General features: G+C 72.8%; 20 protein-coding genes. 16 read left to right on the top strand and 4 right to left on the bottom strand.

Annotated features, from left to right (window positions below):
* Positions 1-6 precede the first annotated feature (6 nt).
* The 6 genes from vioC to R4Z63_RS29255 all read left to right on the top strand — a co-directional run bounded on the left by vioC (position 7) and on the right by R4Z63_RS29255 (position 6,957).
* Entirely contained in the window at positions 7-1,041 is a 1,035-nt protein-coding gene (gene vioC / locus R4Z63_RS29280) for an arginine beta-hydroxylase, Fe(II)/alpha-ketoglutarate-dependent (RefSeq protein ID WP_384445035.1), read from the top strand.
* Positions 1,042-1,048: 7 nt separating this feature from the next.
* Complete coding sequence (locus R4Z63_RS29275; protein ID WP_384445037.1) at positions 1,049-1,798, top strand: hypothetical protein; 750 nt, start codon at positions 1,049-1,051, stop codon at positions 1,796-1,798.
* A 68-nt stretch (positions 1,799-1,866) separates the two neighbouring features.
* Complete coding sequence (locus R4Z63_RS29270; RefSeq protein WP_384445039.1) at positions 1,867-3,894, top strand: NAD-dependent epimerase/dehydratase family protein; 2,028 nt, start codon at positions 1,867-1,869, stop codon at positions 3,892-3,894.
* Positions 3,891-4,595, top strand: coding sequence for a PIG-L deacetylase family protein (locus R4Z63_RS29265; protein ID WP_384445041.1), 705 nt, complete (start codon positions 3,891-3,893; stop codon positions 4,593-4,595). The genes R4Z63_RS29270 and R4Z63_RS29265 overlap by 4 nt, the downstream gene beginning before the upstream one ends.
* Positions 4,588-5,820, top strand: coding sequence for an ATP-grasp domain-containing protein (locus R4Z63_RS29260; RefSeq protein WP_384445043.1), 1,233 nt, complete (start codon positions 4,588-4,590; stop codon positions 5,818-5,820). The genes R4Z63_RS29265 and R4Z63_RS29260 overlap by 8 nt, the downstream gene beginning before the upstream one ends.
* A gap of 57 nt (positions 5,821-5,877) precedes the next feature.
* The gene (locus R4Z63_RS29255) at positions 5,878-6,957 is read left to right on the top strand and encodes a glycosyltransferase family 2 protein (RefSeq protein WP_037916665.1); all 1,080 of its coding nucleotides are present in this window, start codon (positions 5,878-5,880) and stop codon (positions 6,955-6,957) included.
* Here the strand turns inward: R4Z63_RS29255 and R4Z63_RS29250 are convergent.
* Complete coding sequence (locus tag R4Z63_RS29250) at positions 6,922-8,511, bottom strand: CocE/NonD family hydrolase (RefSeq protein ID WP_384445045.1); 1,590 nt, start codon at positions 8,509-8,511, stop codon at positions 6,922-6,924. The two genes, R4Z63_RS29255 and R4Z63_RS29250, sit on opposite strands and share 36 nt — an antisense overlap.
* A 64-nt stretch (positions 8,512-8,575) precedes the next feature.
* Here R4Z63_RS29250 and R4Z63_RS29245 point away from each other — a divergent pair, with 64 nt between their 5' ends.
* The 4 genes from R4Z63_RS29245 to R4Z63_RS29230 all read left to right on the top strand — a co-directional run bounded on the left by R4Z63_RS29245 (position 8,576) and on the right by R4Z63_RS29230 (position 12,741).
* The gene (locus tag R4Z63_RS29245; RefSeq protein ID WP_384445047.1) at positions 8,576-10,081 is read left to right on the top strand and encodes an AMP-binding protein; all 1,506 of its coding nucleotides are present in this window, start codon (positions 8,576-8,578) and stop codon (positions 10,079-10,081) included.
* On the top strand, positions 10,078-11,136 hold the full coding sequence (locus R4Z63_RS29240; protein ID WP_384445049.1) for a macrolide 2'-phosphotransferase: 1,059 nt from the start codon (positions 10,078-10,080) through the stop codon (positions 11,134-11,136). The genes R4Z63_RS29245 and R4Z63_RS29240 overlap by 4 nt, the downstream gene beginning before the upstream one ends.
* Positions 11,137-11,252: 116 nt before the next feature.
* Positions 11,253-11,999 carry an alpha/beta fold hydrolase gene (locus R4Z63_RS29235; protein ID WP_384445051.1) on the top strand — a complete coding sequence of 249 codons (747 nt, stop codon included), beginning with the start codon at positions 11,253-11,255 and terminating at the stop codon, positions 11,997-11,999.
* Entirely contained in the window at positions 11,989-12,741 is a 753-nt protein-coding gene (locus R4Z63_RS29230) for a nucleoside 2-deoxyribosyltransferase domain-containing protein (RefSeq protein ID WP_384445053.1), read from the top strand. Before R4Z63_RS29235 ends, R4Z63_RS29230 begins: the two co-directional genes overlap by 11 nt.
* Here the strand turns inward: R4Z63_RS29230 and R4Z63_RS29225 are convergent.
* A complete protein-coding gene (locus R4Z63_RS29225) occupies positions 12,717-13,292 on the bottom strand; it encodes a GNAT family N-acetyltransferase (protein WP_384445055.1) in 576 nt (191 codons plus the stop codon). The genes R4Z63_RS29230 and R4Z63_RS29225 overlap by 25 nt on opposite strands.
* Positions 13,293-13,432: 140 nt before the next feature.
* Positions 13,433-13,915 (bottom strand): peroxiredoxin, encoded by a 483-nt coding sequence (locus tag R4Z63_RS29220; protein ID WP_037916650.1) that lies wholly within the window; start codon positions 13,913-13,915, stop codon positions 13,433-13,435.
* Between the two features lie 658 nt (positions 13,916-14,573).
* Between R4Z63_RS29220 and R4Z63_RS29215 the strand changes: the two genes are divergently transcribed.
* Positions 14,574-14,813: a chaplin gene (locus tag R4Z63_RS29215; protein ID WP_037916647.1), complete on the top strand. Its 240-nt coding sequence runs from the start codon at positions 14,574-14,576 to the stop codon at positions 14,811-14,813.
* Between the two features lie 590 nt (positions 14,814-15,403).
* Here R4Z63_RS29215 and R4Z63_RS29210 read toward each other — a convergent pair.
* Entirely contained in the window at positions 15,404-16,258 is an 855-nt protein-coding gene (locus tag R4Z63_RS29210) for a DUF4394 domain-containing protein (protein WP_384445058.1), read from the bottom strand.
* A 759-nt stretch (positions 16,259-17,017) separates the two neighbouring features.
* On the opposite strand from R4Z63_RS29210, the gene R4Z63_RS29205 reads away from it, so the two are divergent.
* The 5 genes from R4Z63_RS29205 (at position 17,018) to R4Z63_RS29185 (ending at position 22,317) form a co-directional block, all read left to right on the top strand.
* Complete coding sequence (locus R4Z63_RS29205) at positions 17,018-18,532, top strand: DUF4331 domain-containing protein (protein ID WP_384445357.1); 1,515 nt, start codon at positions 17,018-17,020, stop codon at positions 18,530-18,532.
* A gap of 92 nt (positions 18,533-18,624) precedes the next feature.
* Positions 18,625-19,668 carry a tetratricopeptide repeat protein gene (locus tag R4Z63_RS29200; protein ID WP_491522606.1) on the top strand — a complete coding sequence of 348 codons (1,044 nt, stop codon included), beginning with the start codon at positions 18,625-18,627 and terminating at the stop codon, positions 19,666-19,668.
* Positions 19,661-19,954, top strand: a complete 294-nt coding sequence (locus tag R4Z63_RS29195; protein ID WP_491522605.1) for a hypothetical protein — start codon at positions 19,661-19,663, stop codon at positions 19,952-19,954. Before R4Z63_RS29200 ends, R4Z63_RS29195 begins: the two co-directional genes overlap by 8 nt.
* Positions 19,951-21,609, top strand: coding sequence for an urease accessory protein UreH domain-containing protein (locus R4Z63_RS29190; RefSeq protein ID WP_384445061.1), 1,659 nt, complete (start codon positions 19,951-19,953; stop codon positions 21,607-21,609). The genes R4Z63_RS29195 and R4Z63_RS29190 overlap by 4 nt, the downstream gene beginning before the upstream one ends.
* 198 nt (positions 21,610-21,807) lie before the next feature.
* Entirely contained in the window at positions 21,808-22,317 is a 510-nt protein-coding gene (locus R4Z63_RS29185; RefSeq protein WP_384445063.1) for a TspO/MBR family protein, read from the top strand.
* Positions 22,318-22,322 lie beyond the last annotated feature (5 nt).

Here is a 22,322-nt window from a genome sequence, read left to right as displayed (position 1 = left end):
GTTGGCATGTCGAACCTCACCGACCAGTCCACACCCGGCTACACCCTGACCGCCGACGAGGCATCCTCCATCGCGGAACTCGGCCTCGAACTGGCGTCGTCCTACCCGTCCTTCGGCGACTCCGTGCTGCTGCGCGACCTACCGCGGCTCGCGGCCCGGCTGCCCGAAGGCGTGCAGCACTTCCTGCGCGACTTCAAGCTGGCCGACCGCCACGGCCACGCCGTGATCCGCGGTCACGATTTCGACCAGCTGCGCATCGGCCCCACCCCCGACCACTGGCGGGGCCGCGGACGGCCCGGTCCGGAGTTCCCCGAAGAGCTGCTGCTGATGCTGTACTCGGCGCTGCTCGGCGAGCCCTTCGGCTGGGCCACACAGCAGGACGGGCACCTCGTGCACGACATCTTCCCGATCCGCCAGCACGAGAACGACCAGCTCGGCATGGGCAGCAAGGAGCTGCTGACCTGGCACACCGAGGACGCCTTCCACCCCTACCGCAGCGACTACCTGATCCTCGGCGCGCTGCGCAACCCCGACCACGTGCCCACCACGGTCGGTGAGCTGGACCTGTCCTCCCTGTCGGCCGAGGACATCGACATCCTCTTCGAGCCGCGGTTCTACATCGCGCCCGACGAGTCGCACCTGCCGAAGAACAACACGATCGCCTCCGAGGAGGAGGCGGCCCGGTTCACCACCATTCAGCGCATGATCGACGAGCGGCCGCTCGGCCCGCTGCTCTACGGCTCTCGGCTGGACCCGTACATGCGCCTCGACCCGTACTTCACCTCCGTACCCGAGGACGACACCGAGGCCCGGCGGGCGTACGACGCACTGTTCAAGGTGGTCGACGCCGGGATGCGGGAAGTGGTCGCGGACCAGGGCGACGTGCTCTTCATCGACAACCACCGGGCCGTGCACGGCCGGCTGCCGTTCCAGGCCCGCTACGACGGCACCGACCGCTGGCTGAAGCGGGTCTGCGTGACGACGGACCTGCGCCGCTCCCGCGAGATGCGGGCCACGGCCGCCACCCGGCTCCTGGGCTGACGCGCCGGTGGCCCTCACGCTCACCGACCTGTCCCGCGATCCGTGGCTGCTGCCCGAGGTCGACGCCCTGATCGCCAGCAACATGCCCGCGTTCATGAGCTGGGAGTCCCCCGGCAATTGGCGCTGGCACGGCATGTACGACCGCTACGCCGCGCACCAGCTGTGCCTGGTGGACGATGGCGGGCGCCTGGTCGCGGCCGCCAACGGCCTACCGGTCCACTGGGACGGCACGCCCTCGTCGCTGCCGTCCGGCAGCGACGAGGTCCTGGTGCGGGGGGTGGACCGGGCCCCGCCGGACCGCCCGGACGCCGTGTGCATGCTGTCGGTCTCCGTGGACCCCGCGCACCGGGCGGCCGGCCACGCCGAACGGCTGCTCACCGAGGTCCGGCGGCGAGCCGCCCGGCACGCCCCGCGCGGGGTGATCATCCCGGTCAGGCCCACCCGCAAGCCGCTCTACCCGCTGATCCCGATCGACGAGTACGCGGCCTGGCGGCGGCCCGACGGGCGCTGCTTCGACCCCTGGCTGCGCACCCACCTGGAGTTGGGAGCCCGCCAACTCGGCATCGCACGAGCCTCCCTGGTGATCCGTCAGCCTATTTCCCGCTGGGCGGAGTTCCTCGGGCACCCGCTGCCCGGACCGGGCGAGCACCCCTTGCCCGGAGCCCTCGTACCGCTGCGGGTCGCCGCGGACGGGCACGGCACCTACACGGAACCGAACGTGTGGGTGCACCACCCCGCCGGGCCCGGCACGCCGTGACCGGCTCCGGGCCGCGCGCCCGGCCGCCCCACCCCACCCCCGAATTCCGACGAACCCTGGAGAGAACCATGCCTCCCGTACGCCTCGCCATCGTCGGGTGCGGCGCCGCCGCCCGCGGCTGCCACCTGCCCGCCCTGCCCGCGCTCAAGGGCGACGTACAGCTGACCGCGCTCATCGACCGCGACCCGCGCCAGGCCGAGGACGCCCTCGCCCTGTACCGGGAGCTCGGCGGCACCGACGCCGACCGGGTGGTGCTCGCGACCGACCCGGCCGGAGCCGCCGACGCCTTCGACGCGGCGGTCGTCGTGGCGCCGCACACGCTGCACGCGCCGATCGTCCAGGCGCTGCTGGCGGCCGGCAAGCACGTCCTGCTGGAGAAGCCGATGACCACCTCGGTGGAGGACGCGAAGGCGCTGGCCGCCACCGCAGCGGCCGAGGGCGCCCCGGTGCTCGCCATGGCCCACCCGCGTCGGCTGTTCCCGGCGTACGCCTGGGTCAAGCGGCTCATCGACGGAGGCGAGCTCGGCGACGTGGTGCGGGTCGACTGGTCGGAGGGCCACCCCTACGCCCACGAGCCGGTCTCCTGGTCGATGTTCGACCGGCGCCTCGCGGGCGGCGGCGTGCTCACCGACACCGCCTCGCACGTCTTCGACACCCTGCTGTGGTGGCTCGGTCCCGAGGTGGACGTGGTCCGCTACGAGGACAACTCCCTCGGCGGGGTGGAGACCGACTCCTCCGCCCACCTGCGCTTCGGCACTGCCGACGTGCACTGCGCGTTCAGCCGCCTGCGCGACCTCGGCATCAGCTGCAAGGTCACCGGCACCCGGGCGACCGTGACCATCGGCACCGACTTCCCGGCCGGCGAGTGCACGCTGATCACCGCGGACGGGGTGGAGCTGCACCGGGGCGACGTGGACGCCGTCGCCCCCGCGCAGGGCGAGTGGGAGCTGCTCTTCACCGAACAGCTGGGCAACTTCGCCGCCGCGGTGCGCGGCACCGCCGCCGCCCACTCCACGCCGCAGGACGGCGTCCGCGTCGTCGAGCTGATCCAGGAGTGCTACGGCAGCCCCGGCCACCAGCGGGCCGCGCAGCCGTGGACCGTACGGGACGGCGCGGCCCCGGCGGGCCCCGTCCTGGCCGGCCGCACCATGGCGGTGACCGGCGCGAGCGGGTTCATCGGGGGCCGGATCGTCGAACGGCTGATCCTCGGCACCGAGGCCCGGGTCCGGCCGGTGGTGCGCGGCTTCGGCCGGGCCGCACGGCTGTCCGTCCTGCCGCAGGACAGGCTGGAGTTCCGCCAGGGCGACCTGCTGGACCCCGAGACGCTGCGCGCGGCCTTCGAGGGCTGCGACACCGTCGTGCACTGCGCCTTCGGCAGCGCCGGTGACGAGGCCGGCCGCTGGGCCGCCTCCGTGGAGGGCACCGCACACGTCCTGGCCGCGGCTCGCGCCGCCGGCGTCCGCCGCGTGGTGCACCTGAGCACCGTCGACGTCTACGACCCGGCCGTCACCGGCGCCCTCACCGAGGACTCGCCCGCCCGACCGGCCGACCCCGCCGACCGCGAGTACGAGCAGCAGAAGCTGGCCGCCGAGCAGCTGGTCCTGGAGGCACACGGCGACGGCCTGGAGACGGTCGTCCTCCAGCCGGGCGTGGTGTACGGCCCCTGGGGCGGCCAGTGGACCACCGCCCAGCTCCGGCGTCCGGCGGGCGACTTCGCGCAGCTTCCGGCGGGCCCCGACGGCGGCGTGTGCAACGCCGTGTACGTGGACGACCTGGCCGACGCGGTGCTCCTGGCCGCGGACACCGGGGCCGCCGCGGGCGAGCGGTTCCTCGTGGGCCACCCCGAGGAACTGCATTGGGGCACCTTCTTCGACGGGATCCGTGCGCTGCGCGGCCCGCTGGACACCGCGGGCGGGGCTGCCGGGGAGCCGGTCGCCGACTGGGAGTTGGAGCTGTACCGGGCGACGGCCCGCGCCGGCTACGACAAGGCCCGCCGGATCCTGGGCCACACGGCGCGCGTGCCGTTCGCCGAGGGTGCCGCGCTGACCGGGCAGTGGGCCCGCTGGGCCGGGGAAGCGCCGGAGGCCGGCGCATGAGCGGCATCACCGACGTCCTGGTGGTGGCGCCGCACCCCGACGACGACGTCATCGGCTGCGGCGGCTCCATCGCCAAGCACGTGCGCGACGGGGCCCGGGTGACGGTGGTCATCGTCATCGGCCGCGAGCGCAGCGCCCTCGACGACGCGGTCAGCGACGCCGAGTTCGCCGCCGAGACCGAGAACGCCGCGAAGGCCCTGGGGGTGCACCGCTGCGTGCGCTTCGAGGAGCCCTCGCGAGACTTCGTCCTCTCTCGCCGGGTGCACATGGACCTGGTCCGGGTCATGCGCGAGGTGCGGCCCCAGGTGGTGTACCTGCCGCACGACAACGACGACGACGTCGAGCACCGCATGGTGCACCAGCTGACCACCGAGGCGCTGTGGATGGCGCAGTCGGACTTCTTCCAGGAGACGGGCGGCAGGGCGATGCCGGCCCCCCGGCTGGTGCTCGGCTACGAGGTGTGGGCGCCGATGGCGCGCTTCCAGTACGCCGAGGACATCGACGGGCAGATCGAGACCAAGGTCGAGGCGATGCGAGCGTACGTCTCCCAGCTGCGGCACGCCGCGTGGGACGAGGGCATCCGCGGTCTGGCCCGCTACCGGGGCGCGGTCTCGGCCGGTTCCGGGCACGCGGAGGTGTTCCAGGTGCTGAGCCTGGGCGCCCCGCCCGCCGGGCCGGTGTCCGGTGGCGGCCATGACTGACCGGCTCCTGGTCTGCGGGCTCGGCACGGGCATGGACCGCTCCCTGACCGAGCTGCGCTCGCCCCGGCGGGAGCTCGTGGTGGTCACCGGCCACCCGACCGACCGGGTGCGGGCGGCCGCCGACGTGCTGCTCGTGTGCGACCCGAACGACGCGGTGGCGGTGCTCACGGAGCTGTCGGCGGCCGGGATAGACCGGATCGACGGGGTGTTCTCGCTGGGCGCGGACAACCCTCCGGTGATCAGCACCCTCGCCCGACGCTTCGGCTGCCCGGGGCTGCCGCTGGAGACGGCCTTGGACTGCACGCTCAAGGACCGGAGGCTGCGGATCCTGCGCGCCGCCGGACTGGACCTGCCCCGGTTCGCCACCGCCGAAAGCGTCGGCGAGGCGGAGCGGGCGGTCGCGGACATCGGCCTGCCGGCGGTGCTCAAGCCCAGCGACCAGACCGGATCGCTGGGCGTGTTGAAGGTGGAGACCGCCGGGCAGGTGCGGGGGCTGGCAGAAGAGGCGCTGCGGCTCAGCCCCGGCGGGCGGATCGTGGTGGAGGAGTTCCTGGAAGGAACGGAGCACACCCTCGCGGCCTTCATGGTCGACGGGGAGCTGCACCGCTTCGGTTTCGCCGACCGGGAGTACGGGCGCAAGGAGGAGTTCGCCCCGCACTTCTTCGAGGGCGGCGACACCCTTCCCAGCCGGCTGACCGCCGAGCAGATCGAGGAGGTCACGGACGTGGTGCGGCGCGGGGCACGCGCCCTCCGCCTGGACCCGGCGGTGATCAACACCGACATCCTGCGCACGCACGACGGCCGCGTGATCCTTCTGGAGATCACCTGCCGCCTGACCGGTGCCCGGATCGCCACCGAGGTGATGCGGCTGGCCACCGGAGTGGACCCGCTGCCCAATCTCGTCCGGCTGGCCCTGGGCCAGCCCCTGGAACCGGGCGAGCTGACGCCCCGACACAGCCACGCCGCGGTACAGCGTTTCGTCCCGGCGGACGGCGGCGTGGTCGAGTGGGTCGGCGACCCGCGGGACATCGCCCGCCGGTCCGGGGTGCACGACGTCTTCTGGGGCCTCGAACTGAAGCCCGGCACCGTGGTGCCGCCCTACCGCGGCGGCGCCGACGTACTGGCCGGGGTCATCGCCCACGCGGCGCACGCCGGGGAGGCCGAGGCCGTCGCCGAGCGCGCCCTGCGGGCCTTGCCCCTGCGCTTCAAGGCCGGCTCTCCATGACGGGGCCCGAGGAGCGGGCCCGCCATACGCACACGAGTTCGACGAGGGAGAACTGAGATGACCACCGAACCGGTGGACGAGGCGGCGGTCGAGAAGGGCATCGCCCGGACCAGCGTGATCATCGCCCTGCGTGACGACCTGCGGATCGCCGACTGCATCGCCTCGATCGACGAGGACGTCGAGATCGTCCTGGCGCTCAACGGCCCGAGCAACGCCGTCCTGAAACTGATCGCCGAGCACCCCCGCCCGCTGACCGTGACCGAGATCGAGGACGTCGGCAACCTCGGCGCCGCCTACAACGCGGGGGCCGCCGCCACCGACCGGCAGTACCTGCTGCTGATGGACTCCGACTGCGTCTTCGCCCCGGGGGTGGTCCGCGCCATGGTCCGCGCGGTGCTCACCGACCCGGTGGTCAAGGGGCAGGTGGTGTACGGGGAGTCGGACGGGACACTGAGCAGACTCACCGCCCGTGTCAGGGAGTTCGACGAGGGCGACTACATCAGCGCGCTGTCCCCGCCGCTGATCTACAACCGCGACATCGTCGAGCACATAGGCGGCTACCACTTCGACGAGCTGATCCACTGGTGTGAGGACCGCGAGTTCGACTTCCGGCTCCAGCTGGCGGGCATCCCCGTGGTCTACCTTCCTCAGGCGCGGATCTTCCACGACGCGCAGCACGGCTTCGGCAACATGCGCAGCTACTTCCGCTACGGCGTCGGCGAGGGCATCGCCCAGGAGACCGGCGTGTTCACCACGCCGGCAGTGCCGGTGGTGTGGCGACTGTTCGAGGCGTCGCGGACGCTGGTGCACTGCGCCCGCAACAAGGGTGTGGGTGCGGCGGCCTACTACGCGCTGCTGAAGGCGGCCTTCCACACGGGCACCGTCCACCACCTGCTCAACGACCCGTACCAGGTGCGCGACCGCTACCCCGCCTCGGCGAAACGGGCGCGCATGGTGCGGTCGATCCCGCAGCACAGCACCAGGCTGAGCAGCGCCCAGCTGCGACGGCTGCGACGGGCCCACTGGGAGGCGGGCCGGCGGATCGAGAAGGTGGCCGACCTGTCGGTCTTCCACCCGGACGCCGCCGGCCCTGGCGGACCGTCAGTCGCCGGGCAGGCACGGCAGCAGCAGGCGTGAAGGGTGGTCGCCGCCGTGATGGACGGTGTGGTGGGCGAGGACCCGCGGGTGGACGTCGAAGCGTGGCGCGTTGCTCGCCGCGATCTCCAGACGGATCCGGTGGCCCGCGCGGAACACGTGACCGACCGGACCCAGCGCGACGGTGACCTCGGCCGGCTCGCCGGGGGCGGATGCAGCATCCGCCTCCGGCGCCAGCCTGCGCACGCTGTCACACAACAGCTCGGCCCGGCCGTCGGGGTGCACGTCGACGAGCTTGCCGGTCACGTCGGCCCCCGCCGCGTCCGGGGTCACATAGACCGTCAGGACGGTGTCGCCGATGACGGTCAGTGGCGCCGTGAGCCGTTCGCCCGTGAAGCACAGCACGTCGGCGCGCCCTTCTACCCCGCGCTGGTCCAACGGACCGCAGTCGCCGCCGGTGAACTGGCCAGGGAGCGCGGTGGCGCCGCCGGTGGTGGGCACCGGGTCGGCCGGATCGTGACGGATGCGGTCCCTTCCGGGGGCCTCCGGGGCGGGGCCGGGCGTCAAACCTCGGCCGCGGAGGTGCAGGACGAGGTCCCGGGTTCCGGGAACGGGCCAGTCGGGGAAGACGCGCCATGCATCGACGCCGGTGACGAACAGCCGCACCGGGTCGGCTGCCGGGACGTCGGGGCGCAGTCGCAGATGCCGATCGAAATGGTCCAGATGGAGACCGGTGACATCAATACTGCGTTCATCGGCCGCCAGTCCGTAACGGCGCTGCGGAAATATTCCGCCGGTGACGCAATGGGACCACGGGCCGACCACCAGCTGCGACGGAGTTCCGTATTCACGAATTCCCCGGTAATTCTCCAGGGCTCCGGCGAGGAAAATGTCGTACCAGCCGGTGAGGTGGAGGACCGGGACGTCGACCGCCGCGTAGGACTCGCGCGGGGCGGCGCGCCGCCAGTACGGGTGGCCGCCCGGGTGCGCGCGCCACTGGCGGTAGTACGGGGCCAGCCGGTCCAGCAGGCCCGTGGCGGCGTCCGGGTCCCGGTAGAGCTCGTCGATCCGGTCGACGGCACGGGCCACCTCGTCCAGATCGGCCCCGGTCAGCCCGGCTCCCTCCAGCAGCAGGTCGTAGAGCACCCAGTACAGGACGAAGCCCAGCTGGAAGGCGCCGCCCTGCCGGGTCCAGCCCTCGTCGAATCCCGATCCGGCCACGTGCGGGGCGATCGCGCCCAGGCCGGGCGGGCGTTCGGCCGCGGCGAGCAGTGCGGCCATCGCCTCGTACGAGCGGCCGAACAGGCCGGCCGAGCCGTCGCACCAGGGCTGCCCCACCGCCCAGGCAACGGTGTCCGCGCCGTCCGCCGCCTCGTGCCAGTACGGCTCGAAGGAGCCGTCGGAGCCGAACCGGCCGCGCACGTCCTGCACCAGCACGGCGTATCCGGAGCGGACCAGCCGCAGGCCGTCGACGGAGGCGCCGCCCGGGCTGCCCGATTTCCCGTAGGGCGTCCGGCGCACGAGCACCGGCACGGGTCCTTCGACGTCGGGACGGTAGAGATCGGCACTCAATAAAGTCCCGTCACGCATGGGCATTTTCAGATCGTGTTCCACAATGATTCGCACCCGCCCATATTCCATCAGGACGAGGGAATTCACAATGCACCCCTCAGGAATCCATTTCCTGGAACCGTTCTTCGAGACGGCACGTACCGATCCGGCCCGACCGGCCGTGGTCGACAACGGCCTCGTCGTCGGCTACGGCACCCTCGCCGCCTGGGTGCTGGAGGTGGCCGGCGCCGTCGCTCCCCGGACGGATCAGCCCCAACCTCCGGTCGGGGTCGTCGTGCACCATTCGGCCCGCGACGTGGCGGCCCTCCTGGGCGTTCTCGCGGCGGGCCGCGCCTACGTGCCCCTGGAGGCCGGTCACCCCGGAGCCCTCCTGGACTCCCTCCTGGCCCGGCTGGGGGTCTGCGAGGCCGTGGCAACGGCCGACGCCGGCTGGCAGCCGTCCGTCGCACGGCTGATCCGCCCGCGCTGGGCGCCGTCCCCGCCGACGCCCCCCGTGCTCCCCCGCTCCGGCGTACGCCCCGAGGACCCGGCGTACGTGCTGTTCACCTCCGGTTCCACCGGCAGACCCAAGGGGGTCGTGGTGCCGCACCGGGCCCTGGCCGCCGTGGTGCCGCCGCTGCGCGCGCTGTACGGCATCGGCCCGGACGCCACCGTGCTGCACTTCCACGGCGCCGGCGGCGACACGAGTCTGGAGGAGATCCTTCCCACCCTGACCGGCGGCGCCACCCTCGTCGTCGACGACGCGGCGCGCGAGGGCTTCGCGCAGGTAGCCGAGGACCAGGAGGTCACCGTCGCGGTGCTGCCGACCGGATTCTGGTACAGCCTGACCGGTGACCTGCTGGCGCAGGGCGCCGGCCTGCCCCCGTCCCTGCGTACGGTCGTGATCGGCGGGGAGGCGGTGCGCGCCGACATGCTGGCACGCTGGGGGCGGCTCGACGCCCACGGCGTGCGGCTGCTCAACACCTACGGATCCACCGAGACGGCCCTGGTCACCCACGCCGCGCAGCTAGCCGGGCCGGGCGCGCCCGCACTGCCGGAGACGGGCGGGGACCTGCCCATCGGTCTGCCCTTGCCGCACGTCGGACAATACGTCGACGACACGGGCGAGTTGTACGTGTCCGGGCCGGGTCTGGCCCTCGGGTACCACGCAGCCCCTGGGGCGACGGCGGCCAGGTTCTCCGAGGACGGAGGAACCCGCTGGTACCGCACCGGGGACCGGGTCTCCGTGGCGCCCGGGGGTGACCTGGTGTTCCAGGGCCGCTCCGACCACCAGGTCAAGATCCGCGGCCACCGGGTGGACCTGGTCGACGTGGAGGCTGTTGTCGGAAGCTGCGAGGGGGTCCGGGAGGTGGCGGCCGCACGGGTCGACCGGGCGGAACACAGCACGCTGGCCGCCTTCTTCGTGCCGCTCGCGGGCCACGACCCCCGCGAGGTGGCGGCGGACGTCCGGGCCCGGCTGGCCGACACGGCGGCCCCGCACCTGGTGCCCAGCCTGCTGGTACCGGTCGCGGAACTGGAGCGCACCCACACCGGCAAGGTGGACCGCAACGCCACCCGGGACCGGTACCTGCCCGCGACCGGGGAGGGGCGATGAACGCCGCGACCGGCGCCGCGGGGACGGCATCCGGGGGCGTGCCGGACGCACCCGCCGAGGCAGCGCGACCTGTCGGATCGGCAGCCGCGCCGGAACGGGCCCTGCCCGGGTCCACCGCGCCTGACGTGGCGGACTCCGGTGCCCGCGCCGACCGGTCGGAGCTCGCCGCGTACGCCTCCCGCCGCCTGGGCGTGTCCCTCGACCCCGCGACCGCCCGCGCCGACGAGAGCGGCTGGGACTTCCGGGTCACGCACGTCCGCGCGGCCGACGGCACCTGGTGGATCCTGCGCCAGCCGCGCCGGTCCGAGGCCTCCCGGCAACTGGCCTTCGAGGGTGCGGCATTGGCCGCGGTGCGCGGTCGGACGCCCGTACCGGTACCCGACTGGTGCCTCCACGGCCCGGACCTGGTCGCCTATCCCCGCCTGCCCGGCGAGGCGGCGGGCACCGAGGATCCCCGCACTCTGGTCTACCGCTGGTCCATCGACCCGCTGTCCCACCCCGGCCGCTACCTGGAACCCCTGGCCCGGGCCCTGGTCGCGGTCCATACGACGGCGCTGGACAGCTCCCCCGTCCTCGCGAGCCGGGGCCAGGCGGACCCCGGCACCGTGCGCACCCGGATCGCGGACCGGCTCGCCCGGGCCCGCGCCGAACTCCCGCTCCCCTCGGCCGGGCTGCGGCGCTGGAGGACCTGGTTGGACGACGACCGGCTGTGGCCCGATCGACTGGCCCTCGTCCACGGCGACGTACACCCCGGGCACACCCTGGTGGTGCTCCCGGACTCCGGCCCGCCCACCCTGTCGGGGCTGCTGGACTGGGCCAATGCCGATGTCGGCGATCCGGCCGTCGACTTCGTCGACATGCTGTACGCCGGCGGCCCCGCCGTCCTGGACCGGCTCCTGGACGCCTACCGGACGGCGGGCGGCGAGGTCCGCGACGGCATGCGGGCGCACATCCTGGCCCGGGCCTCCTTCCTCTGGGTCCACGTGGCGCTGCGGGGCCTGGACACCGGCCGCCCCGCATGGGTGGAGACGGCCCTGCGCAGGATGGCGCCGTGAGGGGCCCGGCGCCGAACCCGCGGCCGGCCCAGGACGCGGCGCGTTCCGCGCATAGGACGGGACGCACCCCCGGCGGGACGGCGTACACCCGCCACGGAACGGGGGACCTTCCGGTCGTGCTGGTCGCGGGCGGGGGCGGCGCGGGACGGATCTGGGAACACCACCAGGTGCCGGCGCTGACCGCCGCGGGCCGACAGGTGGTCACCTTCGACCACGGGCCGACGGCGGTCGCCGGAGCGGCCGAACTGGCCGCCCGGACACGGGAGCTGCTGATCTCCCTCGATCTGCCGCCCTGCCCGCTGGTCGGTCACTCCCTCGGCGCCCTCGCCGTCCAGGAGCTGCTCCTGACCGATCCGCATCTGGCGACCGGGGCGCTGCTCACGGCGACCCGCGGCCGACCCGACCCGGTGGCGGAGGCCCTGGCCCGCGCGGAGGCCGCGTCCGCCGGAACGGGAAACCGCCCGCCGCCGGAGTACGAGGCCTTCGTCAGCCTGGTGCAGAACCTCTCTCCCCGGACGCTGGCCGACGAGCACGCGGTCGCAGAATGGCTCGACTTGTTCGAACTCGCGGCGCTGACCGGCGCGTCACCTGCGAAGCGACCGGGCCGGCCGATCGCCGACCGGCTGGCCGACTACGGCCGGATCCGCGTCCCCGTGCTGGTTCTGGGATTCGCCGACGACGTCCTGGCACCCGCCCCGCTGGGCCGGGAGGTCGCCGCCGCGATTCCGGGAGCCCGGTACACGGAGCTGCCGGACACCGGCCACCTCGGGTTCCTGGAACGGCCCGAGGCCTTCAACAGCGTCCTGCTGGAGTTCCTCACCACCCTGGCCCCGACCGACCCCGGAGTGTCCCATGCCCCTTGACCCCCGCACCCCCGTCACCTCGGAGATCGAGGTCGTCCACGTCGGCCAGGAGCCCCCGGACTGCTGGGCCGCGGCCGTGTACCTGTGCGGCCCGACCCCCGCCGACCCCGCCGAACCGTCGTGGCGGCCGGGCGCCGTCGATGCGCTGCGATCCGCGTGGTCCGGTGCCGGACGCCTGGTGGTGTTCCTGCCCGAACCGGTCCCCGGCGGCGGCTACCCGGCGTACGGGGACCAGATCGCATGGGAGGAGGACGCCATGCGCCGGTCCGACGTCATCCTGTTCTGGATCCCCCGCGCCATGGCCACGCTGCCCGGCCTGGTGTCCAACATCAAGTGGGGCTCGTGGTGCGACTCGGGCCGCGCCGTGCTCGGTGCGCCGCCGGAGGCCGAACGCATGGCCTACCTGCTCCACTTCGCCGACGCCCTGGGGGTGCCGGTGGAGCGGACGCCGGCGGGTGCGGCCGAGGCCGCGCTGCGCGCGGTCGGGCCGGGCTGCGCGCGCAGCGGTGGCGAGCGGGCGGTACCGCTGACGGTGTGGCGGACCAGGCCGTTCCGGACGTGGTACGCCGCACGCCGCGAGGCCGGGGACCGGCTGCTGGACGCGCGCGTGGAGTGGTACACACCCACGGCCGGGCCGGACGGGCCCGCGTGGCTGCTGACCGCCACCGTCGCGCCCGCCGACGGCTCCCGCCCCGCCGTGGTCCGCCTGCTGGCTGCTCAGGGACAGGGCATGCTCATGTAGAGCGCCTGCTCACCCTCGGATTCGGTGCCCAAGTACAGGGCGGTGTCCAAGCCGCAGAGGGAGAAGCCCATCCGCCGGTAGGCATGGATGGCCGGGGCGTTGACGTTGGTCACCTCCAGCCAGACGTGCCCGGCGCCCCGCTCCCGGGCGAAGTCCAGCACGTGTCCCATCAGGGTGCGGCCGACACCCCGGCCCCGATGGTCGGCAGCGATCTCGATGTCCTCGATGGTCAGCCGCCGGTTCCACGGGGAGTAGGAGACGGCGGCGAAGCCGACGAGTGCCCCGGCCGGGTCGACGGCCACGAAGGTGCGGCTGTCGTCGCCCTCGGCGTCCGTCTCCGCGCCGTCCCCCTCGTCTCCTCCGTCATCCTCGGGGAACACCTTGACCAGCGGCGGATCCACGGGAACCTCGCGGAGGGCGAAGCCGTCGCCGGTGACGGCCACTTCGAAGACCGTGCTGGTGGTGAACGACCCGTCGATGGCCTCGATGGCCTCGGTGTCCTCGGGGCGGGCGATGCGGTACTCGTACGTCGTGTCATTGATCGTGGTCATGGCACGAGACTAGGGCCGCACTGACCCGGTATGGGCGGGTTTCAGCCGAATAGGCCGGGCTCATATGCCGCACTGGTTGACGCGCAGTACGAGGCGGACGTCCGCGGCGGACGCCTGCGCCGTAGGGGTCGGCGGCGTGTTCAGGCGGTGAGCTCGGCGAGCTGTGCGGTCAGGGTGGCGGCGGGGGGGTAGGTGGCGCCCAAGGCGGTGACGTGTTTCCAGTGCAGCCGACCGGTGCCGGTGAGGATGAACACCGCCCGGCGCAGCCCGATCAGGGGTGCGGTAATCCCGAAGGACCTCGCCACCGCCCGCCCCCGGTCGGACAGCAGGGGCATGCGCAGACCCCGGTTGCGCGCGAACCGCTCGTGGCTGTCCAGTTCTTGGGGGCTGATGCCCCACACCGTGGCGCCGGCGGACTGGAGCTCAGCCAGGCCGTCGGAGTAGGAACACAGCTGGGCAGTGCACACCGGGGTGTCGTCACCGGGGTAGAAGGCGAGGACCAGGGGCTTGCCGCGCTGTTCGCACAGGGTGTAGTCGCGGCGGTGGAAGATTTCGCCGTCCAGGTGTCCGCCGGGCAGGCGGAAGTCGGCGACAGTGTCCCCGATCTTCGGGGTGTGGGCCATGGGGTGGTACCTCGATTCCTTGGTCGGAGGGGCAACCGGGCTGCTCGTGGGCGTACGACCGTGGACAGTGCGGGCGCCGGACTCGGGCCGGTGGCGGGCGGCCTGCCACCACAGGTCGATCACGACTTCCTGAGCGACCTCCTCGGACCGGGTCCGGTCACGTACGACCGTGACCAGGATCCCCGACACCAGCGGCGGGAGGGCGTCGTAGAGGGCGGAGAAGGCCGTTTATCGCCGTGGGCAATCTTCTGCATCGCCTCCCTGAGGTCGTTGCGGGCGCGGTCGTAGGGGTGGCCGGTGCAAGGCGTCGGCTGAAGCGGCGGCCGGGGCGGCCGTCGGAGGGCGGGGCGTCCATCGCATGCCGGTCCTTGTGTCGTCGCTGGTGCGGGGCCGGACCGCCCCCGAGGACGGTCCGGCCTGCGAAACCTGTGCGTGTGTCGCCCGTTCTTCGTAGCCGACGGGCCTGCGGATGGGAGACCTCCGCGTCACGCACCGACCGCGGCTCATCCGTTCGAGGGAAGCCGGGGCGGGCGGCCAAGCCGGCTGGGAAGCGGCGGCGAAGACCGGGCGTGAGGGGTCCCGAGGTGTTCACGAGGCTTCCTCACCGGCCGCGCGGGACCTCCCCGCGGCCGTACACCCTCATGGGAGGTACGAGAACATGGCTGATGTGCGACGAGGTCTGGCCGTTGCCCTGGCGGCCGGTGCGTTCGTGGTGGCGGGGGCGTCGGTGGCTTCCGCCGATGCGGGTGCGCAGGGGGTGGCCGCGTACTCGCCCGGCGTCGGCTCGGGCAACCTCGTTCAGGTGCCGATCCACATCCCGGTCAACGCCTGCGGCAACACCGTCAGCCTCGTCGGTCTGCTGAACCCGGCATTCGGCAACACCTGCGTCAACGCCTGACACCGCTCCGACTCCGGTCCGGCGCCGTCACGACGGGGAGGCACGGACCGGTGACCCGAGCCGGCGCGGGTCCCGGCGCACGGCCTCTGTGCCACGCCGCATCCGCTGCCGGGCGGGTCGGCTGTGGGTGGCTGTCGGCACAGCCACCCGCAGCGCCCCGACCCTTCATTCGGCCCACCAGGTGAGAACGGCGACCACCCGCTTGCCGCTGCCCGCGCGGCTGCCGAAGAGGTCCGCGCCGAGCGTACGGATGATCTTCAGCATGTGGCCGCCGGCCCGAGCCGCCGCTTCCCGGCGTCCGAACGCCGACCTGAGACGTCGTGGGAGCCGTCGTCGACGGCGATGCCCGCCTTCCCGGCCGCGACCGGGGCCGTGAGCACGGAGGACCCTGCGCGTGCAGGACCGCGTCGGTCACCGACTCGGAGGGATCAACACGCGTTCCTCGGCGACAGCGCACGGCAGCGGAACAGCGGCTTCGAGACCCTCCGGAAGCACCCGGCCGCCCTGTGCTCAGTGGTGGGCGGGCCCGGCCCGGCGCGACGGTCCCGGGGTCGGGACCGGTCGCCCGCGCCGGGCGACAGGGTGTGCCGCTACTTCTGGTTGAGCGGCAGGGCCAGGTCGGTGACCTGGTACCTGGCCGGGAAGGCGCCCCTGCCAGTGGCCCTGCCCGTCAGCACGTCGACCGCGTACAGGCGGTAGGAGCCGCCGGTTGCGATGGTCGCGAACCCCTGGTTCGTCCCGAGGGCCGGGTTGTAGTAGATGTCGAAACCGGCGTCGAGGGCGGCTTCCACACCGAGATTGCCGGTGGGGGCAAGGGTGCCGGAGTTGGCCGGGGACTGCAGGGAGATCCGGTCGGCCATCGTGTCGAGATCGAACAGCGTCGTCGCGGTCGCGGCGTTGAGGTCGTTGTTGGTGTAGGCGGCGCCGGTGACACCCACGGCCGTCGACGTCGGGGTGGTGGGATGCGTGAGGGTGCCGTCAACGGTGGTCGTCAGCGGGGCGGCCGCATCGTCGATGTTGTGGCGCAGGTTCTGTCCGGTGTCGGAGATGACCCGCAACCGGTTGGCGGCGGGGTTGAAGTCGACGCCGAAGGAGGTTCCGGCCAGTGCGACGGTCAGCTGGGACACCTTCGTCGCCTTGGCGTTGAAGGTGTCGAGGGTGTAGATGCCGCCCCTGTCCCCGACGCCGTAGAGCTTCTCGTTCTGGACGCGGAAGTCGATGCCGACGAGCTTGGTGTCGCCGGACAGGCCGGAAACCTTGCCCAGCGGCCAGGTCTTGTCCGGCCTGTGGGCGTCGAACTCGACCAGGCGCTGGTCGCTGGTGAGACCGATGGCGTGCAGGGCCTTGCGGTCGTGGGCGGGCAGGGTCTGCGGCGGGGCGTCGGCCGCGGCCAGGGCGGGTGCCGCACACAGGGCGGCGAACACGGCGGCGGATACTACGGTCATGGCGCGCTTGCGCATGGATTCTCCCGATGATGATGCCTCGGCCCGACGACCGACGGCCTGTGGGGATTCGAAAGCGCCACAGCACTGGATGGGGCGTGCGCGCGGACACCACCCTCTCGGCCCAAGCGGCGGACGCATTCTTGCTCCAGCCGGGCGTCTGGCGGCGCGTCGTCAGCCTTGGGGCGCGCGACCTGTGCACGTACCGGGGGCAGTGCGGGCATGGATGCGTCATCAGACCGGCCGCCGACGGACGGTCCCGAACACGAACTCTGCCGCACAGGCCCCGTCGTGCAGGGGATCGGACTGCCGCACCGGTCCGAGGTCCCGCCGTGGCCCTTTGTTGCACATGATGTGCAGGAGTGCGCTGTTGACTCGTTCGGCCTAAGTCAACCGGTCGTGTCGGGGGCGTTCCGCGGCGGCCCGGTCTCATTTTCATCAGCACCCTGAACTGCACTTCTACCAGTATCGCTGCACCACCGTGTCGGCCGGAGGCCGACCGTGCGCCCCGCGGCGGCACCCAGGCGTGGTTTCCTTCGGCCTGCGCAGCCCTTGCGCAATGGTGTGTCCGGGCCCGGCCAGTCCCCGTTGCCTTTCCTGGCCCTGCCCGGGCAGTGCGAACCTCCCGGTTCGCCGCGGTGCCGACCGCCACCCCGGACCTGCGCCACCGCGCCCTGCCCCGAAGCAGCGCCCGGTACGCAGTCAGATGGGAAGGAACCCCTCTTCGTGAAGGCAACACCTGCGGCCTCCGGCCGGCGCCGGATGCTGGACCACTCCCTGCTCGTCCTCGGTTCCGGCGCACTCGCGACCGCGCTGGCCGTCCTCACCATCGGCCCCGGCGTCAGCTCCGCCTCCAGCCACCGCGAAGCGCCGCTGATCGCCGGCGACCCGCGCGCCGACAACACGGACGTCTACGCGTTCACCAGCCCCGACAAGTCCGACACCGTCACCCTGCTGGCGAACTGGATCCCCTTCGAGGAACCCAACGGCGGCCCGAACTTCTACGCCTTCGGCGAGGACCTCCGCTACAACATCAAGATCGACAACGATGGTGACGGTGACTCGGACGTCACCTACACCTGGCGGTTCAAGAACCGGATTCGCGATGCTGCGAACCAATTTCTCTACAACACCGGCCAGGTGACCACCCTGGACGATCCCGACCTGAACTTCCGGCAGGTCTACGACCTCGTCGAGACCCGCGGCGGCAGGAGCAAGGTCCTGCTGTCCAACGCACCCGCCGCGCCGTCCCGGGTCGGGCCGGCCTCGATGCCGAACTACGCCTCCCTGCGGGCCCAGGCAGTACGCGGCCTGCCGGGCGGCGGGAAGGCCTTCGCCGGGCAGGCCGAAGACCCGTTCTTCGCCGACCTGCGGGTCTTCGACCTCCTCTACGGCGGAGACCTGTCCGAGCGCGGGCAGGACACCCTGGCCGGCTACAACGTCAACTCCGTCGCCCTGCAGATCCCCAAGAAGCACCTCGCCCTGGGCGGCAACGCATCCCGGAACCCGGTGGTGGGGATCTGGTCGACGACCGACCGCAAGGGCGTGCAGCTCTCCGACTCCCGCGACAAGCACCGCGACCAGTGGAAGCAGGTCTCCCGCCTGGGCAACCCCCTGGTCAACGAGGTCGTCGTCCCGCTGAAGTACAAGGACGCCTTCAACACGCTCAACCCCGACCAGGACCGCACCGTCCAGCCCGTCGTCGACAAGGTCCTCGACCCGATCCTGCCCAAGCTGATCCAGAAGGTGTACGGCATCCAGGCCCCGCCCGCACCCCGCAACGACCTGTTCGAGATCTACCTCACCGGCATTTGCAAGGCGTGCGGGCCCATCCAGGCCGACCTCAACGCCCACCGCCTCAACCGCGACGCCAACCTCCGCAAGATTGTCCCCGCGGAGGAGCTGCGCCTGAACATGGCCGTACCTCCGACCGCGAACCCGAACCGGTACGGCGTCCTCGCCGGCGACCTGGCCGGATTCCCCAACGGGCGCCGGTTGACCGACGACGTCATCGACATCTCCCTGCAGGCCGTCGAAGGCGCCGCCCAGAGCGGACAGCTCATCCCCGCGCTCGCCGACGGCGACAAGGTCAACGCCAACGAGGTCCCCTTCGGCACGTCCTTCCCCTACCTGGCCCTGCCACACACCAAGTCCGTCAACAGCGGACCGTCGGGCACCGCCATGTCGAAGGAGAAGTCCGCGGCCTCGCTCGGAGGCGTCGGCGCCGGACTGCTCGCAGCGGCCGGATGGCGGATGCGACGTCGCAACCGCGCCTGATGTGACGTCACCCCTTGATCAGGGCCCTGGGGCCGGACCGCGCCCGGTCCGGCCCCGGGGCACGTCACCTCACCCAGAAACGGCACCTTTTGATGCACCGTGATCCGCGCACGCCTGCACCCGGCCGCCGACTGAAAGCCGTCGCCGCCGCCCTCGCACTGGCCACCGCGATGTTCGCCGCCGGGGCCGTCCTCATCGACCCCGTCAGCCCGCGCCCGCCCGAAACCACCACCCCCGTTCGTGCCGGCGCGCGGCCCGCAGGCACGGTTCAGTCCCTGACCGCACGCCTTGAACGACTGCCCGGTGACTGGAACGCCTGGTCGGCCCTCGGCATGGCCCACATCGAGCAGGCCCGCGCCACCGGCGACCCCGCTCTCTACGCGAAGGCCGAGAAGGCCCTGCGCCGCTCCCTCACACTGCAGACCCACGGCAACACCGGAGCCGAATCCGGCCTCGCCGCGCTCGCCGCTGCCCGCCACGACTTCACCGGCGCCCGCACCCAGGCCGAGGTGGCGATCGCCGGCGACCCCTACGGCGCGGCCGCCTACGGCGTCCTCGCCGACGCCCACACCCAGCTCGGCAACTACCAGGACGCCGAGCAGGCCGTGCAGAAGATGAACGACCTGCGCCCCGACGCCGCCTCCCTGGCCCGGGCCTCCTACACCTTCGAGCTGCGCGGCCTCACCGACCGGGCCGTCGGCCTCATGCGCCGTTCCCTGACCGCGGCCACCACCGCCGGCGAACGTGCGTTCGCCCACGCCTGTCTGTCCGGCCTCGCCCTGGAAGCCGGTGATGCGCGGCGCGCACTGCAGGAGGCCGAGCAGGGCCTGCGGGCCACTCCGGGCGACGCTGCCCTCCTCGATGCCCGGGCACGCGCCCGGGCAGCCCTGGGCCAGTCGGAGCGAGCGCTGGCGGACTGGCAGCGCGCGGTGGAGATCGCGCCTCTGCCGCATGTGGTGCTGGCCCTGGGCGAGATGCACCAGGTCCTCGGGCATGGGCCGCAGGCCGACGCACAGTACGCGCTGCTCAAGGCCCAAGATCGTCTGCGGGCAGCGGCCGGCAGCCCTCCCGACACCGACGCGATCCTCTTCGAAGCCGACCACGGCAGCCCCCGCGAGGGCCGTGGCCATGGCTGAACAGGCCCTGCGGACGCGGCCTTTCGTCGCCGTCCACGACGCGTACGCCTGGTCCCTGCACCGCGCGGGCCGCGACCGCGAGGCCCTCGCCCACGCCGACCAGGCCCTGGCCCTCGGTACCCGGCAGGCTCTCTGGTCCTACCACCGCGCCGTCATCCGTCACGCGCTGGGCGACCACAACGCGGCGCACGAGGACCTCGAAAGCGCCCTCGGACCCGCCTCCGCCCTCCATCCCCTGCACGGCCACGCGCGTGCTCTGCTCGAGCGAATCGGCACCCACCCATGAACCCTGTCTTCCGCGCAGCCTTCGCCCGTCTCGGACTGCTGGCCGTCTTCTGCTGCCCGGCCACCCCGGCTGCCGCAGCGGCACCCGCCCACCCTCTGGGCAACTTCACGGTCAACTACCACACCGGCCTCGTCCTGCACCCCACCCGCATCGACGCCACGGTCGTCGTCGACCGCGCCGAAATCGCCGCGCTCCAGGAACGCCCCGCGATCGACACCGACCATGACAGCACCCTCACCGAAACCGAGTCCCGCCGGTATGCCCAGGGGCGGTGCTCCGAACTGGCCGGCCGACTCCGGGTGCGTACTGCCGCCGGACCTGCCCGCTGGCAGCCCAAAACCTCGGCCCTGACGTGGGAGCCAGGCGAGGCAGGATTGCAGACCAGCCGCCTCACCTGTACCTTCTCCGCTCCGGCCGCCCTCAGGCGCGGTGGCGGCGTCAGCGTCCGCACCGCCTATGACACCACCCGCGTCGGCTGGCGCGAGATCACGGCCAGGGGCGTCGCACTGGGCATCACCGGCACCGATCTGCCCGCCACCTCACCCACCGGTGAACTTCGCACCTACCCTGCGGACCCGCTCGCCTCCCCCCTGGACCAGCGCACCGCCGAACTGCACACCACGCCCGCCGCCTCCGACACGGCCGCCACGCCTGCCGCGAGCACCCCGGTCGGGCGGACGGCAGACCGGGTGGCGGGCTGGTTCGACTCCTTGGTCGCGCGGCGCGAACTGACCATTCCGGTGGGACTCCTGGCACTCCTGCTCGCACTCGTCCTCGGCGCGTCCCACGCCCTGCTCCCCGGCCACGGCAAGACCCTCATGGCGGCCTACCTCGCCGGACGGCGCGGCACCCGCCGCGACGCCGTCACCGTCGGCGCGACAGTCACCCTCACCCACACCGCCGGCGTCCTGGTCCTCGGCCTTGCGCTCCCCGCGGCAACCCACCTCGCGGGCGAAACCGTCCTGGCCTGGCTCGGCGCCACGAGCGGGCTGATCATCACCGTCATCGGCCTGTGGCTACTGGCCGGAGCGCTCCGCAACCGCCGGCATGGCCACGGCCACCACCACGGGCACGGGCACGGGCACGGGCACGGGCACGGGCACGGGCACCATCATCACGATCACGATCAGGAGGAACGCCCGCACCGCCAGGGCGGGGGACGCGAGCCCGCAGTGCCGTCCGCCCGCCCTTCTGCCGCCGGGCCCGCCCCGTCACCCGTAGCACGAAAGACCGCCGTCCTGGTCCTGCCCGAACCGGCTGCGGACACGGCACACCCCCACAACCAGACCCGCGAACCCACGTCGCACCGCCACCGCACCGACCGCCGCCTGGGGAAGGCGGGCCTGATCGGGATGGGCATCGCGGGCGGGCTGATACCCAGCCCCTCCGCACTCGTCGTCCTTCTGGGCGCCGTCGCCCTCGGCCGCACCGCCTTCGGAGTACTGCTGGTCCTCGCCTACGGACTGGGCATGGCAGGCACCCTCACCCTGGCCGGGCTCTTGCTCCTGCACCTCAAAGAACGCCTGCAGACCAGCCCCAAGAACACCGCCGCACGCACGCTGCGTGCCACCGCCGCACGCGTCGGACCACTCTGCACCGCCGGCCTCGTCGTGCTGGTCGGAGCCGGGCTCACCGTCCGCTCCCTGGCCGGTTGAAGCGGTCGTCAGGCGATGATCGTGGTTCTCTGGCGACTCGGCCTCGCGGACCGGGAAGTGCGGTTCTCGACCCCATGCTGTGGCTGCCCGCCGGCGCTCTGCCACGTGCAGGAGCGGACGGCTTGGCCAGTCGCCGTTTCCCACACCCCGGGCGTGTTCACCGGTGCCCTCCTCGGTGGACTCGGGGACACTGAGCAGATGAGGCTGATCAGCGAAGGGGACCGCGCCGGACGACTGGAGCTGTGGAGAGCGTACGCGTGCACCGCGGCGGCGGTCGCCGCGACGGCAGCTGCCGGAGCGAAGGCCGTGGACGCCGACAGCTCCTGGTACCGGGCGCTGAACAAGCCGTCCTGGCAGCCGCCGCCCGCGGCGTTCCCCGTGGTGTGGACACCGCTGTACGCGTCGATCGCCTTCGCCGGCGGCCGAGCGCTCGGCCGCGCACGGGGACGCGCACGGGCTCGTCTGGCCGGCAGTCTGGCGGTGAACCTGGCGCTGAACGCGGGATGGACCTGGGTGTTCTTCCGTCTGCGCAGTCCGAAAGCCGCTCTGGTGGGCACACTGCTGCTCGACGTGAGCAACGCGGACCTGATCCGCCGCACCGCCCGCGCCGACGCCGCCGCGGCCGCCGCCCTGATTCCGTACGGCGCCTGGTGTGGCTTCGCCACCTGGCTGAACGCGGCTGTCGTGCGCCGCAATCCGCACCACTGAACGTC

The sequence above is a fragment of the Streptomyces sp. PL-29 genome (genome assembly GCF_058344425.1).
The sequence above is the reverse complement of the archived record's forward strand: the minus strand, read 5'-3'. Positions and strand labels throughout refer to the sequence as shown.

Coding starts and splice junctions, on each gene's coding strand:
- vioC (WP_384445035.1), top strand. CDS start 7: ATGTCGAACCTCACCGACCAGTCCACACCCGGCTACACCCTGACCGCC.
- R4Z63_RS29270 (WP_384445039.1), top strand. CDS start 1,867: ATGCCTCCCGTACGCCTCGCCATCGTCGGGTGCGGCGCCGCCGCCCGC.
- R4Z63_RS29265 (WP_384445041.1), top strand. CDS start 3,891: ATGAGCGGCATCACCGACGTCCTGGTGGTGGCGCCGCACCCCGACGAC.
- R4Z63_RS29260 (WP_384445043.1), top strand. CDS start 4,588: ATGACTGACCGGCTCCTGGTCTGCGGGCTCGGCACGGGCATGGACCGC.
- R4Z63_RS29255 (WP_037916665.1), top strand. CDS start 5,878: ATGACCACCGAACCGGTGGACGAGGCGGCGGTCGAGAAGGGCATCGCC.
- R4Z63_RS29250 (WP_384445045.1), bottom strand. CDS start 8,511: ATGCCCATGCGTGACGGGACTTTATTGAGTGCCGATCTCTACCGTCCC.
- R4Z63_RS29245 (WP_384445047.1), top strand. CDS start 8,576: ATGCACCCCTCAGGAATCCATTTCCTGGAACCGTTCTTCGAGACGGCA.
- R4Z63_RS29240 (WP_384445049.1), top strand. CDS start 10,078: ATGAACGCCGCGACCGGCGCCGCGGGGACGGCATCCGGGGGCGTGCCG.
- R4Z63_RS29230 (WP_384445053.1), top strand. CDS start 11,989: ATGCCCCTTGACCCCCGCACCCCCGTCACCTCGGAGATCGAGGTCGTC.
- R4Z63_RS29225 (WP_384445055.1), bottom strand. CDS start 13,292: ATGACCACGATCAATGACACGACGTACGAGTACCGCATCGCCCGCCCC.
- R4Z63_RS29220 (WP_037916650.1), bottom strand. CDS start 13,915: ATGGCCCACACCCCGAAGATCGGGGACACTGTCGCCGACTTCCGCCTG.
- R4Z63_RS29215 (WP_037916647.1), top strand. CDS start 14,574: ATGGCTGATGTGCGACGAGGTCTGGCCGTTGCCCTGGCGGCCGGTGCG.
- R4Z63_RS29210 (WP_384445058.1), bottom strand. CDS start 16,258: ATGACCGTAGTATCCGCCGCCGTGTTCGCCGCCCTGTGTGCGGCACCC.
- R4Z63_RS29205 (WP_384445357.1), top strand. CDS start 17,018: ATGCTGGACCACTCCCTGCTCGTCCTCGGTTCCGGCGCACTCGCGACC.
- R4Z63_RS29200 (WP_491522606.1), top strand. CDS start 18,625: ATGCACCGTGATCCGCGCACGCCTGCACCCGGCCGCCGACTGAAAGCC.
- R4Z63_RS29195 (WP_491522605.1), top strand. CDS start 19,661: ATGGCTGAACAGGCCCTGCGGACGCGGCCTTTCGTCGCCGTCCACGAC.
- R4Z63_RS29190 (WP_384445061.1), top strand. CDS start 19,951: ATGAACCCTGTCTTCCGCGCAGCCTTCGCCCGTCTCGGACTGCTGGCC.
- R4Z63_RS29185 (WP_384445063.1), top strand. CDS start 21,808: ATGAGGCTGATCAGCGAAGGGGACCGCGCCGGACGACTGGAGCTGTGG.